The sequence below is a fragment of the Thermithiobacillus plumbiphilus genome, assembly GCF_038070005.1.
Classification (GTDB): domain Bacteria; phylum Pseudomonadota; class Gammaproteobacteria; order Acidithiobacillales; family Thermithiobacillaceae; genus JBBPCO01.
Genome location: NZ_JBBPCO010000003.1, coordinates 242000 through 256225, shown reverse-complemented (window position 1 = coordinate 256225; position 14226 = coordinate 242000). Strand labels below are relative to the sequence as shown.

Annotated in this window: 16 protein-coding genes; 2 read left to right on the top strand and 14 right to left on the bottom strand. The window is 59.8% G+C overall.

The window, feature by feature from the left end:
* On the top strand, positions 1-244 hold a 244-nt coding region (locus tag WOB96_RS05135), incomplete at its 5' end, for an SGNH/GDSL hydrolase family protein (protein WP_341370209.1).
* Between the two features lie 151 nt (positions 245-395).
* On the opposite strand, the gene WOB96_RS05130 is transcribed toward WOB96_RS05135, so the two are convergent.
* The 9 genes from WOB96_RS05130 to WOB96_RS05090 form a co-directional block, all read right to left on the bottom strand.
* Positions 396-1103 (bottom strand): DUF305 domain-containing protein, encoded by a 708-nt coding sequence (locus WOB96_RS05130; RefSeq protein ID WP_341370208.1) that lies wholly within the window; start codon positions 1101-1103, stop codon positions 396-398.
* 156 nt (positions 1104-1259) lie between these two features.
* On the bottom strand, positions 1260-2642 hold the full coding sequence (locus WOB96_RS05125) for an NADH-quinone oxidoreductase subunit N (protein ID WP_341370207.1): 1383 nt from the start codon (positions 2640-2642) through the stop codon (positions 1260-1262).
* Positions 2643-2645: 3 nt separating this feature from the next.
* Positions 2646-4115 carry a complex I subunit 4 family protein gene (locus WOB96_RS05120; RefSeq protein WP_341370206.1) on the bottom strand — a complete coding sequence of 490 codons (1470 nt, stop codon included), beginning with the start codon at positions 4113-4115 and terminating at the stop codon, positions 2646-2648.
* 4 nt (positions 4116-4119) lie between these two features.
* Positions 4120-5982 carry an NADH-quinone oxidoreductase subunit 5 family protein gene (locus WOB96_RS05115; RefSeq protein WP_341370205.1) on the bottom strand — a complete coding sequence of 621 codons (1863 nt, stop codon included), beginning with the start codon at positions 5980-5982 and terminating at the stop codon, positions 4120-4122.
* Entirely contained in the window at positions 5982-6287 is a 306-nt protein-coding gene (gene nuoK / locus WOB96_RS05110) for an NADH-quinone oxidoreductase subunit NuoK (RefSeq protein ID WP_341370204.1), read from the bottom strand. The genes WOB96_RS05115 and nuoK overlap by 1 nt, the downstream gene beginning before the upstream one ends.
* Complete coding sequence (locus tag WOB96_RS05105; protein ID WP_341370203.1) at positions 6277-6933, bottom strand: NADH-quinone oxidoreductase subunit J family protein; 657 nt, start codon at positions 6931-6933, stop codon at positions 6277-6279. Before WOB96_RS05105 ends, nuoK begins: the two co-directional genes overlap by 11 nt.
* Complete coding sequence (locus tag WOB96_RS05100) at positions 6930-7895, bottom strand: complex I subunit 1/NuoH family protein (protein ID WP_341370202.1); 966 nt, start codon at positions 7893-7895, stop codon at positions 6930-6932. Before WOB96_RS05100 ends, WOB96_RS05105 begins: the two co-directional genes overlap by 4 nt.
* Positions 7892-9133: an NADH-quinone oxidoreductase subunit D-related protein gene (locus WOB96_RS05095; protein WP_341370201.1), complete on the bottom strand. Its 1242-nt coding sequence runs from the start codon at positions 9131-9133 to the stop codon at positions 7892-7894. The genes WOB96_RS05100 and WOB96_RS05095 overlap by 4 nt, the downstream gene beginning before the upstream one ends.
* The gene (locus WOB96_RS05090) at positions 9133-9486 is read right to left on the bottom strand and encodes an NADH-quinone oxidoreductase subunit A (protein WP_341370200.1); all 354 of its coding nucleotides are present in this window, start codon (positions 9484-9486) and stop codon (positions 9133-9135) included. The genes WOB96_RS05095 and WOB96_RS05090 overlap by 1 nt, the downstream gene beginning before the upstream one ends.
* 1402 nt (positions 9487-10888) lie before the next feature.
* On the opposite strand from WOB96_RS05090, the gene WOB96_RS05085 reads away from it, so the two are divergent.
* The gene (locus WOB96_RS05085; RefSeq protein ID WP_341370199.1) at positions 10889-11581 is read left to right on the top strand and encodes a cytochrome b/b6 domain-containing protein; all 693 of its coding nucleotides are present in this window, start codon (positions 10889-10891) and stop codon (positions 11579-11581) included.
* Between the two features lie 75 nt (positions 11582-11656).
* Here the strand turns inward: WOB96_RS05085 and WOB96_RS05080 are convergent, their stop codons facing one another.
* From WOB96_RS05080 to WOB96_RS05060, 5 genes are all read right to left on the bottom strand, one after another.
* Positions 11657-12280: a copper-binding protein gene (locus tag WOB96_RS05080; protein ID WP_341370210.1), complete on the bottom strand. Its 624-nt coding sequence runs from the start codon at positions 12278-12280 to the stop codon at positions 11657-11659.
* Between the two features lie 85 nt (positions 12281-12365).
* Positions 12366-13085, bottom strand: a complete 720-nt coding sequence (locus WOB96_RS05075) for a potassium channel family protein (RefSeq protein WP_341370198.1) — start codon at positions 13083-13085, stop codon at positions 12366-12368.
* 211 nt (positions 13086-13296) lie between these two features.
* Positions 13297-13491, bottom strand: a complete 195-nt coding sequence (locus WOB96_RS05070; protein WP_341370197.1) for a copper-binding protein — start codon at positions 13489-13491, stop codon at positions 13297-13299.
* Positions 13488-13667, bottom strand: a complete 180-nt coding sequence (locus tag WOB96_RS05065) for a hypothetical protein (RefSeq protein WP_341370196.1) — start codon at positions 13665-13667, stop codon at positions 13488-13490. Before WOB96_RS05065 ends, WOB96_RS05070 begins: the two co-directional genes overlap by 4 nt.
* Before the next feature lie 112 nt (positions 13668-13779).
* Positions 13780-14226 carry a helical membrane plugin domain-containing protein gene (locus tag WOB96_RS05060; RefSeq protein WP_341370195.1) on the bottom strand — a complete coding sequence of 149 codons (447 nt, stop codon included), beginning with the start codon at positions 14224-14226 and terminating at the stop codon, positions 13780-13782.

The following is a 14226-nucleotide window of genomic DNA, read 5'->3' as shown; positions in this document are numbered from 1 at the left end:
CGCCACTGTCTATGTCATGACCATCCTGCCGCGCAAGGACAGTGTTGATGCCCGCAATCAGCGGGTGAACCAGCAACTACGTGACTGGATCGCCGCCCAGGGCAACAGCCGCATCAAGCTGTTGGACTCGGAAAAAGACTTCCGGGCCCTGAGCAACTGGTCCAGTCTGGTGGGGTCGGATGGTGTGCATTTGGTTCCGCAAGGCTATGCGGAACTGGCGAAGATCATCAACAGGTATCTTTAGATCGCTAGACCACCTGACACCTGCGAAGCTTTCATAAGCAGTACAGACACCCCGGGCGTGCCCGAACAGTCCGGGGTTGTGTATTTAGCAGCTGTGCCCGGCAAGTCTCAGATCTTTTGCGCAAGGCTTGCGGTTAGCGGCATTCGCATACTTACCCCCGATGTTCTGACCCATATTGCCTGGCGTGTTCACCTCTGGGGTTCGGCTGCAGAGTACTCTCGGGCACTAGGTCGCAGACCTTGTACCAATCGCAGAGCCAGCCGCGCATTTGCTTGATTTCCGGTGCCTGCGCGCCGATAACATCCAGGCCCAGCGTCACGAGTTGAGGCGTTTTGAAATGTGGTAGGTCGCGTACCGTCATCTCGATAGCCGCCCAGTGATGCTGGATCATCTGCTGCATGAAGGCCTTTTCATAGGCGGCGCCATTCAAGGCGGCCAGTGCGCGCATGTCACTCATTTCCTGCGCGCTCATTTGCGCCTTGTAGGTGATCTGGTATTTCTGGGCGAGCAGGTTCTTGAGTATCTGGATTTCCTGTTTCTGGCTGGTAACGATGTTCTGACAGAGCGACTTCAACTCTGCATGGCTGGCCTTGCTCAGGCAGGTCTGGGCCATCTCAACCGCCATGTTGTGATGGTCGATCATGTTTTCCATGTACATGATTTCGTAGATGCGCGTCTTCTGAGCCGCAGCACCATGTGCGGGGTTGCCAGAAACAGACGCCGCGGTGCCGGCTGGCGCTTTCTGGTTCCCTTGGGCACTGGCTAAAGTTGGGCTGGCGAAAGCTAGGCAGGCGGCCAGCAGACTGAATCTGACGATGTACTTGCGGGTATCTGTATGGGGCGGATGCTGTAGGGGCATGATGAACTCCAGTGTCAGATAATTGACGGAGTTTCAGGGTAGCAGCACCCGCTTGTGCGCCTATCCGGCAAAGTACCTAGCACACGGACAAAGCAGCCGTCTTTGGGGAGGGACTACTATTTTACGTCAGGATAGCCTGCTTCACTGCATGAAAGCTCAGGTTGCAGGAAAATCCAGGAACAGGTAAACACCCAATCCCAGCAGGAGACTGGCCAGGGCACTAACAGCAGCGACGATTACCGCCCAGGGTTCGGGCTTGCCAGCGTACGCCGGTGGCTGCAGGTACATGGGGGCGATGACGCGCAGGTAATAGTACAGGGACAGCACCGAGTTCAGTGCCGCCAGGATGGCCAGCCATTCATAGTGGGCCTCGAAGGCCACCGTAAAGAGCAGAAACTTGCCGACAAAGCCTGCCAGCGGCGGCAGGCCCATGAGCGACAGCAGCGATACCGCCATCGACAGGGCCAGCAGTGGGTGCCTGCGGGCGAGCCCGGCGCCGTCGCAAATGTTCGGTTTGCCCAGCGCGCCGACTACCGCGAAGGCCCCGAAGTTGGCCGCGAGATAGGCCGCGAAGTAAAACAGCAAGGCGGGCAAGGCCAGCGACGAGTCGGGCAGGGCCACCAGGGCCAGCAGCATGTAGCCGCTTTGGGAGATGCTGGAATAAGCCAGCAGGCGTTGCAGGTTCTCTTGGCGCCAGGCAGCCAGATTGCCCCAGCTCATGGTGACGGCGGCGATGATCGCCAGTACCAGCGGCCAGTCGATGCGCGCCAGCGGCAGCGCCTCCATGACATGCGCCAAGGCCAGGAGGGCGGCCAGTTTGGGCGCCACGGAGAGCAAGGCGGCCACCGGTGTGCTGGCCGCCTGGAGGGCGTCGGGCATCCAGAAGTGGGCCGGCACGAAGCCCGCCTTGAAGCCGATGCCGACCAGCACCAGCACCACGGCGATACTCAGCAGCAGCGTGCTGCCGGGCGCGAGTTGTTCTCCCATTGTGCCCAACTGGGTTGAGCCGCTCAGGCCATATAAAAGTGCAAAGCCGAAAATCAGCGCCATATTGGTCAGGGCACCCACCAGATAGTATTTCAGGACCGCTTCCAGGGCCAGCGGATCGCTGCGCCGGTAGGCCACCAGCACATAACCGCCGATGGAACTGAGCAGCACCCCGAGCACGATCTCCATCATGTCGGCGGCACCTGCCAGCACCACTGTGCCGATCACCGTAAAGAGCAGCAGGCTGTAGAACTCACCTTCCCTGGCGTCATTGCGGAACACCGGGATGGCCAGCAGGATGCTTGCCGCAGCGGTCGCGAACAGCATGAGCTGGGTCCAGACAGTCGCTTCGTCCACCACGAAGCTACCGTCGAAGATCAATGCGTGCGTGCCCCTCAGGGTCAGTGCGGCCACGCCAGCAGCGCCCAGCACCAGCAAGGCGAGCCCGGCGTTCCAGCGCTGCTTGTCGCGCGGCAGAAAGATGCCCACCAGCAGGGTGAGCACCGCCCCAACCAGCAGGATCAGCAGCGGACTGATCAGATCCAGGCGCAAGGTTCAGCTCCCTTTCCAGTGCATGGCAGCATTGATCAGATCGATCAGCCAACCGGGCAGGATGCCGATCAGGATCACCAACAACAGGAGCGGCGCCAATGCGATCAGCTCATGCGCCTTGAGGTCCGCCATGCCCGTCCACTGGGCATTGACCGGGCCAAGAAAGAGCCGCTGCAAGGCACGCAGGAAGAGTGCGGCGGTGATGACGATGCCGAGCAGGGCCACAGCGGCGGCCCAGGGATAGACGCTGAAGGTGCCGACAAAAATCTGGAATTCGGCGACAAAGCCGGACAGACCGGGCAGGCCCAGGCTGGCGAAGGCCAGCAGACCGGTGACTGCGGTAAACACCGGCACGATGCGCCCAAGCCCGCCGAAAGCGTCCATATCGAAGCTGTGGGCACGGGTCCACAGCATGCCACTGATCAGAAACAGCGCGCCGGTGATCAGGCCATGTGAGACCATCTGCAGCACGGCGCCATTATAGGCCAGGGTCCTGGCGGCCTCGCTGCCCTGCCAGACACCCAGGGCGCCAATCCCCATCATCACATAACCCATGTGATTGACGCTGGTATAGGCCACCATGCGTTTGAAATGCGTTTGCGCGAGGGCCGCCAAGGCGCCGTAAATCACGCTGATCACGCCCAGCAGCACCAGCGCCAGCGCGTACTGCCGGAAAGTGTCTGGCAGCATGGGCAGCAGAATGCGCAGGAAACCATAACCGCCCATCTTCAGAAGTACCGCAGCCAGGATGGTCGAACCCGCCGCCGGCGCCTCGGTGTGTGCCAGCGGCAGCCAGGTGTGAAAGGGCACGAGCGGGAGCTTGATGGCGAAACCCAGGAAAAAACCCAAAAAAACCAGCTGCGCCAGCCAGCCGCCAGCCAGAGGCTGCTGCCGGATGATCTCCAGCATGTCCATGCTCAGCGGCTGGGTATTCAGGTAGAGCCCAATGATGGCCAGCAGCAGGGCCAGAGACCCCACCAGCGTGTAAATAAAAAACCAGGTGGCTGCCCGGCGGGCCTGCTCGTGGCCCCAGATGGCGATGATGAAGTACATGCCCACCAGGGTGAGATCCCAGAAAATATAAAAAAGGAAGAGGTCCAGGGCGGCAAAAACACCAAGGCAGGCGCTTTCCAGAAAAAGAAACCAGGCGAAGTACTCCTTGGCCCGCTCTGTTTGCGTCCAGGAAAACACCAGCGCCGACCAGAACAGCAGGGCAGTCATGAGCAGCAGCGCCAGTGACAGGCCATCCACGCCCAGGTGATAGCTGATGCCAAGGCTTTTGATCCAGGGCAGGAATTCCACGAACTGAAACCCTCCGTCGAGCCGGAAATTCAGGCCGATCGTCAGCCACAGTGCAAGTGTCAGGCTGGTGGTAAGATTGGCCGTGTTGCGAATGACCTTTACCCGCGACGCCGGGATCAGCAGAATCAGCAGTGCCCCGAGCAGCGGGAGAAAGATGGCCAGACTTAGCATGTGTTCAGACTCCGGCGGTCCAGAAGGTGAGAGCGAGCAAAAGCAGCATACTGACTACCATCCAAAGGTAATAGCGGTGCAGCAATCCGTTCTGCAGATCGCTTAGAACACGTGAACCACTGCTCAGGGAATTCGCCATGCCTTCGATCAGGCGGTCCCAGCCTTCCCGGTCGGCTCGGCGTGACCATTCGCCCAGATGCAATGTCAGCTTCGGCAACTGCTGCACGCCCCTGGCGAGCAACTGATCATCTGCCTTCGCCAGCTGCTGGGCCAGACGCAGGCCCAGCCGACCCACACCATCACTCAATTGCAAGAGGCCGAACCACTGGCCTGCTGCCGCCCCAAGAACGCCAAATTTCGGCAGGTGCAGGAGTCGACCGCTGACATGGCGGCGCCAGCTCCACAGCAGGCCCAGCAGGACCAGACCCAGAGACAGCATGGTTTCGGCTGACATGATCTGAATGGCGGCCGAGACCCCGGAGGCCCCGGCAATCGGAGGCCAGGCCAGCAGGCCCGAGAAAAGCACCAGCACAATGAGCACACCCATAGCCAGGCGCATGCTCGTGTCCGCCTTTTGTGGATTCGATGGATTGACGGGGGTGTTGCCGGCGAAGGCCAGCAGCCAGGCGCGCGCTATGTAAACGGCCGTCAGAAAGGCACCAAGCATCAGGAAGATACCCAGCAGCCGGTTTTGCTCGCTGACGGCGGCCAGTATCAGTTCCTTGCTGAAAAAGCCGCCCAAGGGGGGAATGGCCGCCAGGGACAGCGCGCCGATGCCGAAAGCGGCAGCCGTCCAGGGCATGGGCCTGCGCAGGCCGCCCATCTCCTGCAGACGCTGCAGACCGCTGTGTACCAGCACGCCTGCGGCCAGGAAGAGCAGGGCCTTGAACAGGGCATGGCTGAAAAGGTGCAGGGTGGCGGCACCTGCATCCGCCGCGCCCAGTGCGGCGAAGATGTAACCATATTGGGACAGGGTGGAGGCAGCCAGGATCTGCTTGATCTCATCCTGGTACAGGGCAATCAGGGCTCCCGTGAGTACTGTCAAGCCACCAACCCAGAGCAGCAGCGGCTGCGCCCAGGTGGTCAGCATCAGCACGGGCAGGAGCTTGGTCAGCAGAAAGGCGCCCGCCGCGACCATAGTGGCCGAGTGCAGCAGGGCGGAGACCGGCGAGGGCCCCAGCATGGCGCCGGATAGCCAGCCGGAAAAAGGCAGTTGGGCCGACTTGCCGAGCGCGGCCAGGATCAGGCCGCCAACCACGAGCTGCAAGGGCCAGCCACTCAGGGTCGCCAGACTGGCAAAGGAAAAACCACCCGTAACGGCGAAGGCGGCCATTGCCGCCAGGTACAATCCGATATCTGCGAAGCGGGTGCTGAGAAATGCGCGGTTGGCGGCGGGCGGGCGACCGGCCTCCGTATACCAGAAGCCGATCAGGGCGTAGGAGCAGGCGCCCACGCTCTCCCAGGCGATCAGCAGCGCGAGCAGATCATCGGCCAGCACCAGCAGCAGCATACTGCCCAGAAACAGGCTCATCAGGCCGAAAAACCGCGCCCGGGACGGATCCTTGGCCATGTACGCCAGGGCATAGATCAGTATCAGGGTGGCCAGCGCCGATACCAGCACCGCCATCGCGGCACTCAAGGGCGTCGCCGCAAGGGTCAGCGGCAAGCTGCGATTCCCGAGCGGCAGCCAGGGCCAGACTGCTGTCGGGTGCGCCTGCAACGCCCAGAGGGCCAGGAGCAGGGTGGAAAATGCGCCGATGGCGCTCAGGATGCCGGCCAGACGATCGAAACGATGTCCGCCCGCCAGCAGAAGCACCCCCAGGCCGAGCGGCAGGGCTGGCAAGAGCCAGAGCAGATTGGTGACCATCAGCCGCGCAGGTCCTTGGCGCCGTCAACGGTGTCCACCATCCGCGCCCGGTAGAGGGCGATCAGGATGGCAAAACCCATGGCCGCCTCGACCGCCATCAAGGTCAGGCCGATGATGGCGAAGATCTGTCCCTTGGCGGAGTAGGGTGCCACGAAGTGCCAGAAGCTCAGAATGCTCAGCAGGATGCCGTTCAGGATCAGCTCCAGTCCCATCATGACCATGACGATGGACTGCTGACTCAACGCGCCGTACAGGCCAATGCCGATCAAGGCAGCAGCGACAATCAAAAAGGCCTCAATGCCCATGCTCGCCTCCGGGTTTTGCCTGTGCGCTGTGGGTGGCGTGGGAGTCCTGGTGATCCTGCGGGTGGGCGGCGGCCTTCCCGTGATTCATGCCCCCGTGGCCACCATGATTTGGCATCGACCGTTTTCCCGGCAGCAGCACCGCATCATTGAACCGGCCGCGCCGAGCCGCCAGCGCAATCACGGCGATCATGCCGGCCAGCAGGGTGACGCCGGCGGTCTCGAAAATCAGCATGGACGAGCCCAGCAGCTCAAAGCCGATGGCGGCGGTGACATCGGCAGGCGCGGTGGCGATGGGCTGCGGGAAGTCTGCTGTCAGGATGGCCACTGTGAGCAGCGCAAAGACACCAAACCCGGCAAACGCCGCGATGCGCGGCTGGTGCACCATGTTCATCGGATTCAAGCCGGCCGGATTCATCATGAAAGCGATCATGAACATGACCATGATGACCATCTCGCCGACCATCATCAGAAAGCTGATGGCGAAGAGGAACTCGCTATCGAGCAGTAGAAAGAGTCCCGAGGTGGCAAGGAAGGACAGCAGCAGGGCATAGGTGGCGCGCACCATGGAATTGAAACGAAACACCAGCCAGCCGGAGACGATGACGAATGTGGATAGCACAATGAAAGCGAGTGTTATGCCACTCATGGTGCCACCCCACGCAGGCCGGGCCAGATCAGCAGTATGCCGCCGACCAGAAAGATGTTGAGCAGGGCCAGGGGGATCAACAGGATCCAGGCCCATTTCATGAACTGTTCCAGCGCGATGCGGGGCAGGCGATGGCTGATCCAGAGCAGGAGCGTGGCAATCAGCAAGGTCTTTAGCACGGTCCAGAGCGGGCCAGGCAGCCAGTATCCCGCCGAACCGCCCAGAAACAGCGGCACGGCGAAGGCGCTCACAGCCAGGAGCAGGCCGTAGTGCCCGAGCTGCCAGACCAGCAGGGGGGCGCCGGACAGCTCGACGTCGACGCCCCCGGCCAGGTCGCTGCTGGACACCACGTTCAAAGGTCCCCAGAAGGCGATGCCTAGCGCGCAGATCAGGTACAGCAGAAAGCCCAGCGGTTGCAGGACAATATTCCATAGATGGCTCTGTGCCGCGACGATGGCGCCCACTTGCAGCGAGCCGGCCGGCAGTGACACGGCAATGATGGTGATGGCCCAAGGCATCTCATAAGCCAGCATCAACCCGATGAAGCGGTAGCCGGCGATCAGCGGATACTTGCTGTTAGGCCCCCAGCCCGCCAGGTAGACCGCCGCCGCCACCAGGGTGAACTGCGCGGTAAAAAAGACGATACCGACCCGCAGATCGGCACCGATCCAGCCTGGCGACAGTGGCATGACCACCAGTGCCGCCATGACCGCACTCAGCAGCAGCACCGGCGCGGTCAGCCAGAGGGCGAGGTCGGGGTGCTCGGTAGGACGGAACTCCTTGAAAATGCTGCGAAATGCTTGCCGCAGGGGCCCTGCCAAAATTCCGCTCTGCCAGCCCTGACCTGCCAGCCGGGCCCGCAGGGCGGCATCCAGCATGGCCAGCAACGCGATTCCGGCCAGTACCAGCAACAACGCCGCTGGCGCGGCCCACCAGACGCTGGCGTGCGCCACGGGGCTCATTGTTCGGCCCCCATGTCCAGACCGAGACTGGCCACGAACAGCACCGCTTGTGACCACTCCAGGCTGGCGAGTTTATGGCGCAGGAGTTCGAGTGTGGCGGGGCTGGGCGCATTGGCCGGGAGACCGGATTGCGCCGCAGCCGGCAGGCGCATATCAGCAGCGCGCTCGATCAGGTCCAGTGATTGTCGGCACTCCCGTGCCCGCACCCGCCAGCGCGCCCAAGTGTCACCCTGCGTTTCGGTGTGCACTTCGAAACCCAAGGCCTGATAGGCGGGCTCACTGCGCCTGCTGTCATGATCCACGCCGCTGGCCTTGGCGGCTGAATCCGGCAGGCCCGCATGCAAGGCTTCTTCCTGCGTGATCACCCCCAGCCCCCGGCAACGGCGGCGCAGCAAGCCACCCCATTCCGCCTGCGCGATCAGACGCTGCACGGCCCGGCGCTCCGGCCGCTCAGCCAGGCGCCGCGCCCGCGCACCCAAGGCCGCCAGACCGGCGAGCTCCAGGAAATCCGCCATCCAACGCAAGTGGCCGCGCAGCCGTTCATTTTCACAGGCTGCCACGCTTGCCGGCGCCGGTGCATTTCCCTGCGGCGCTGCGCCATGCGGGAAGCTGTTTCGCGCAGCCACGCATTCCCGGATACGGTCGCCCTGCACTCGCAGCTCCAGGCAAAGTCCACTGGGCAGGCCGGGAAAATGCGGCCCGAGATAAGTCGGTACATCGTCCAGCATCAATCCGTCTGGATCGTCGGCGTTCATCGCCATGGGCCGGCCGTAGGGTACGCCTCCCATCATCCCCTTGCCGCCCTGCCCATGCGGGCCGATCCCGCGCCAGGGTGCTGGGGGCTCATCCGCCAGTAGCGGCGCATTGGCCGGGTTGCCGGGGGCCAGCAACTGTTCCACAAGTTCAGTCCAGTCGATCTGCATAATGGCCTCGGGCGCGACACTGACCCCTACCGGCAGGCCACTGATCGGCGTGCAGGGCCAGGGCGGCTGCAGCCACAGTATCAGGCGGGGCAGGGCCAAGGTTTCGAACAGGGCGATTACATTCGCCTGCCAGCTCGCCGGGATCTCGCCGGCCAGGACCAAAAGGTCGGCATTGCGCGGCGCCGGTGCCGCCTGGATGCGGTCCCCGGCGCGCAACTGATGCCAGAGCGCGCTACCGCCCCAGCCCAGCACAGGAAAGGCAGTCGGGTGGCCAAAGGCAAAGTGCTGTAGTCCTCGCCGGAGCGCCACGTGCATCAATCCCAATCGAAGGCGCGCTCGCGCCAGGCATACAGAATGCCCAGCACCAGGATGGTGATGAACATGCCCATTTCTGTGAATGCCTTCCAGCCCTCGTCCAGAAAGACCACGGCCCAGGGATACATGAACACCATTTCCATGTCGAACAGCAGGAAAATCAGGGCGTAATTGAGAAAACGCACATGGAAGCGACTCCAGGCGTGCACTTGCGGTGCTTCGCCGGATTCAAAAGGGCGCCTAGCCGGCTCGGTATTGAGCCGGGCGTTCACATAACGCCCGATTCCAAGGAGCACGAGTGCGGTCAGCAACCCGGCCAATGCGAAAAGCAGCACCTGCTGATATGCCGACATGGGTGTTCTCCTTGATTTTGGTTACAGAGTACGGGTAATTCTCCTGCCGCGGTGAGTGTATTTTGTCGGATGTTGTATTTCATGTCGGTTGCTACGGACGCACGTATCAATACCGCTCCGCATACCATGCCCTTGCCCTGAATTGCTTGGAATCCGTATCTCCAGGGAACTTTATGGCGGCTGGGGGGCTTCTAATTGGTGTTCCCTCGCAATAATGTAGAGGGTAAATGCAAAGTTTCTTCCACATTGTTCTGGTCTTGGCAAGGAGAAAAATATGGGATGCTGCAAGAAAAACGAAGAGTACCGGTGTGGTAAGTGCGGTTGCGGTATGCGTGTCACGGAAGAGCCCCGGGAAGACGCTTCCGCTAATCAGGGTGGTGGGCAGGCGCCCAAATGCCCCTGCTGCGGGAGTGGCATGGAGAAGAAAGACTGACCTCAAGCACTGCCGATGGCGGAGCACCCCGGCCGAATGTAATCAACAGCATCTCTACAGCCGGGTTCTGCTCCGCATGGCGCCAAGCGGGATCACTCAAGGTCCCGCTTTCTCTGTTCGTAGCCGAGTAATGCAGCATGGCGATCTCCATGGCCATCAAGCGAGAAATTTGTCGACCGCCCCCTCTTTAGTAGCATCCTGGTTTGGAGTCATTCTGCCAATGTAGCCGACTTTCTGGCCAGCTGCTCTGCAGATCGGCTGGTGCCAGGCCGCCCAGGATCTTGTGCCGCACGCGCACTGTTAGCGGATGCTTGACATGGCTTCTGTTATTTTTAATCATCACCGGAATGAAATGCTCACATAAGCAACAACGCCGGTTTGCGCCCTATTTTTTAGGGTGGTGGACTCTTTTTGTCCTCATGTCCGTCTACTTGCCCTGTAAGGCGCTTGCCAGCGAGTTCTCCAAACCAGCCTGCTTTGCTTCCACCAGCCTGCCTTCCATGCACCGGATGACACCATCTGGCAACGCGTGTGTTTCGATGCATACTGGTGATGCTGATAAATCTCGTATTGACAATTGCCGCAAGAATGACCTCTGCCTTCTTTGTGCTACCCCAGATCTGGCTCAGGAAAGCTTCCAGGTGGAAAGCGGGGAGCATCTGCCAATTTGGTTGCCTGTCGTCACCGGTCTGACAGTGCCTCTATCCAGTATCCAATTTCACGTTCTTGCATCCCTTGCCAAGCCTCCCCGGTATCCTCAAGCAGCCACCCTCCAGCTTCGGCTTTTGATTTAAAATTGTGTCAGGCAGGCGTGCCTGCGAAAAACTTCCCTTCTTGTTCCGTAATCAGACACACGCGCATCGGGCACCGATGTGTCCCGGAACAGGTTTCCAACTGGCACGACAACATGTTCTTTGTGTGGTCATGCCGGTAGCTAATGTTGGTGGTTGATGTTTGAGGAGAGCCATTGTGAAAGCAGCAGAGAAAGACCTGCATTACCGCCTTTATCCCGTATGGGATCCCTTGCTTCGCCTGCTCCATTGGTGGATTGCGTTTACGCTTTTGGCGCAGTTCATCTCTGGATCGATCCTGCTGATTTTGGGCGACAGCATGAGCGATCAGCTCATGGAGAGTTTCGATCTGGTGCACATTTATACCGGTTATGCGCTTGCGGCTGGGCTTGCATTGCGTCTTGTATGGCTGTTCGCGGGCCCCGCTGAAGCGCGCTGGCGCGATCTTTTGCCGCTCACGGCCAGGCAGCGTCGGGTCTGGCGACAAACTCTATCGTGTTATTTGAGTGGATTTCGTCGGCCTGTCGAGCCCTATCGTGGACATAATGCCTTCGCCGCTCCGGCATATCTGGCCTTTTACGGCATTGCTGCCGCGCAAGTCACGCTAGGCTTGATTTTGTCGCGCATGTCAGATGACGAACGCATGAACTCGGTATTGATGAACTGGCACGACTGGGGGTTTTACCTGCTGTTGGGGTTCGCTGTCATTCACATTCTGATGGTCGTCATGCATGAAATAAAGGGGCGGCACAACATGGTTTCCGCCATGATTCATGGCCATAAGGCATTTACGGAGGCTGAAACCCGACAGATGAATGATTCAGCAAGTGCTGGTGCGGATGCAGCTACGAGGACGGCGCGCAAACCTTGAGGTAAATCGTGCCAGAAGGAGCATTGCAAAACTTGGAAAAAGGGCCACGGAATTGCAACCCGTGGCCCACCTTGTTCAATGGCCCATTTGCATGCCGCCCATATCCCCGCTATTTTTCGGAGACGCTGAATTCATCGATTTGCCGGGCTCCATATTACTCTGTCCCTGCATGTTGCCCATTCCGCCCATGCCTTCCATCCCGGATTTCATCTGCTTCATGCCCATCATGTTTTTACGCATCACTTCACGTTGCTCAGCTTTCAGACGCTCTTTTTCTTGCGGTGTTTTGGCATTCTCGATCTGATGCATGAATTCATGCATTTTGATCATGTTATCCTGCATCTGTCGCAAATGCTGGTCCATATTCATCCCTGACATGTTGCCTGACTTTCCAGTCGAGCCCGACATTTCGTGATTGTTGTCCGCTGCCTGAGCGGCAGGGATGATGGAAAGTCCGGCCAGGAGCGCGATTCTTTTCCAGGAAATTAATTTTGACATTTTCTGCCTCCTTGATTGTGATAAGAAATGAAGCTGGCAAGTCACTTGCTTCGCAGGTGCCAAGCGGGTGATCAGATACTGTCCGTTATTACCTTTGATTAAATCAAAGGTAACTTTCTGAGGCGGTTCCAGACCCTGGAGTTCCGCCTTGTGCTTGGTCTGGAAGTCCATGGTCATGGCCGACCAGCCGAGGCTCGGGATGGGCCGTGGGTGATGTGGATCTTTCCGGTGTTCATGTCGAGCAGGTTTGCATACGGGCTCAAAGCAGGTCCTTGCGACCCTCGGCTCAGAAGGGTTTTTCAGGGCTGGAGTGCAAGGTATAGCCGTGATCGGTGCTGACGGCTTCGAATATCTCCTTTGTGGATTTGCCGCTTATAGGGAAGTTGTCCCGCATGTACGCACCGAGCCTGTCAAGTGCGGATGAGAGCAGAATGCCACTGCGCTGGACATCCGTTCTGCTTGATCGTAGTGCCGTACTGCTGAGCTCCAGTGCATAGTGGACGGAGGTGGCCAGGGATATCTGGGGATCGCTTTCGCGGAAATAGTAGAGCTCCGCATTTTGGGTCAGATCGATGCGGATCCGGATGAAGTCCTCGGCCAGAGAATCGAGACTCCGGCTTACCGTGGCTGCCTCAAGCTCATCGAGGCAGCTGGCGTAGCGAGCATCTTCCAGGGCACGCAGCTTCAGGGCAAGCGTGCGGCGACGGGCCTGTATTGGGTACATCTGTGAAAACCAGGAAAGGGCTGCGGTCAACAGGGAGAACCCGATAAGTGCCTCGGCTGGGGAGAAAAGCCGGACCCACTTATCCGCCGCAACGACGTCGCCATAACCTAGGGTTGTCAGCGTCACAAGGGAAACATACAAGGCTTCGGCGAAATCATTGTACTTTGACGGATCCAGGCCTGGTGAGTAAGTGAATCCTTCCGGCATGTGGGGGTAGTAAATCAGGGCCCATCCCAGAACTTGCAGAATCGCCCAAAGTGCGATTACCAGAACCATGCTCATAGGTCCTGCAATGTAACCAAACCTGTGATGCAGACGTTTTGATGCCCACCACATTGCGCTGAAAACCCGATGACTCAGCATTCCTCTCCCGCTTGGATGAAGCAGGGTGTGGAAGACGTCGTTCAATCCCACTGCGATGATTGCGATTCCAAGTACTGTTAACAGAGGGTCGCTCACGGTCTGGTTTCATCCTCGATGCAGTTGTCCGGATTCAGGATTTGGCCGGGCTGATGCGGGTAATCAGATACTGCCCATCAGCACCCTTGATCAGCTCGAAGTTTACTTTTTGTCCCACCTTGACATTGCTCAACTCCGCTTTGTTCTTGGTCTGGAAGTTCATGGTCATGGCCGACCAGCCGAGGCTCGGGATGGGTGCATGGGTGAGATTGACCTTGCCGGTATTCATGTGTCGATGCGGTTGACCGTGCCGGTACCGTGATGAATCTCGGCGCTGACGGCTCTGGGGCTTTCCACGGGCTTGCTGCCCAAGGCTTTGGCGGCTGCTGGGGTATCATCGGCCTTGCCGCAGCCCGCCAGCAGCACGACTGTGCATGCAGCGATCAAGCGTGAATATTTTGGCATCTGCCCTCCAGGTTTCAGGATGCGTCTTTTCGCCATAATAGATCAGAGTCCGTCGGGCAGCTTGAGTTGCCGCCGCTTCCAGTGTCTTGCTGGTGACTCCCGTATCTGCGCCCTAATCTGGCTCCGTTCCAGAATTTCTAAAATGCTTTCCGAAATTCAGGAAGAAGCGGATGGTCTCCTGGTTTTCTGGCTCGCGCAGAATAGCCCAGAAACCGCCCACGCCACCGAGAGCCGCCGGGGCCTCTGCACTTTCCTGCCGCGCTTGCACGAGGCTCCGGCTCAAGCCGTCCAGCAGTTCCCGGTCCAAGCCTTCCATCAGATCCAGCATGCGCGGCAGGAGTCGCTGCAGTCGTTCCAGATCGCCGCTGCCGATCAGCCGTTCCAGGACGGGAAGGGCGTCCAACACGCCGCTGCGGTTCAGTCGATCGAGCAGATCCAGGCTGCCGCTCAGGGTGCCCGCCAAGCGCACGATCATCTCATCACTGAGCGTGTCGCGCACCGCTTCCAGGAGATGCTCCAGATCTGTTCCCGTAGTCAGATCCTGTATTTGTGTGTTCAT

Coding starts and splice junctions, on each gene's coding strand:
- WOB96_RS05130 (WP_341370208.1), bottom strand. CDS start 1,103: ATGCCCCTACAGCATCCGCCCCATACAGATACCCGCAAGTACATCGTC.
- WOB96_RS05120 (WP_341370206.1), bottom strand. CDS start 4,115: ATGCTAAGTCTGGCCATCTTTCTCCCGCTGCTCGGGGCACTGCTGATT.
- WOB96_RS05115 (WP_341370205.1), bottom strand. CDS start 5,982: ATGGTCACCAATCTGCTCTGGCTCTTGCCAGCCCTGCCGCTCGGCCTG.
- nuoK (WP_341370204.1), bottom strand. CDS start 6,287: ATGGGCATTGAGGCCTTTTTGATTGTCGCTGCTGCCTTGATCGGCATT.
- WOB96_RS05105 (WP_341370203.1), bottom strand. CDS start 6,933: ATGAGTGGCATAACACTCGCTTTCATTGTGCTATCCACATTCGTCATC.
- WOB96_RS05100 (WP_341370202.1), bottom strand. CDS start 7,895: ATGAGCCCCGTGGCGCACGCCAGCGTCTGGTGGGCCGCGCCAGCGGCG.
- WOB96_RS05095 (WP_341370201.1), bottom strand. CDS start 9,133: ATGCACGTGGCGCTCCGGCGAGGACTACAGCACTTTGCCTTTGGCCAC.
- WOB96_RS05090 (WP_341370200.1), bottom strand. CDS start 9,486: ATGTCGGCATATCAGCAGGTGCTGCTTTTCGCATTGGCCGGGTTGCTG.
- WOB96_RS05075 (WP_341370198.1), bottom strand. CDS start 13,085: ATGAGCATGGTTCTGGTAATCGCACTTTGGGCGATTCTGCAAGTTCTG.
- WOB96_RS05070 (WP_341370197.1), bottom strand. CDS start 13,491: ATGAATACCGGCAAGGTCAATCTCACCCATGCACCCATCCCGAGCCTC.
- WOB96_RS05065 (WP_341370196.1), bottom strand. CDS start 13,667: ATGCCAAAATATTCACGCTTGATCGCTGCATGCACAGTCGTGCTGCTG.
- WOB96_RS05060 (WP_341370195.1), bottom strand. CDS start 14,226: ATGAACACACAAATACAGGATCTGACTACGGGAACAGATCTGGAGCAT.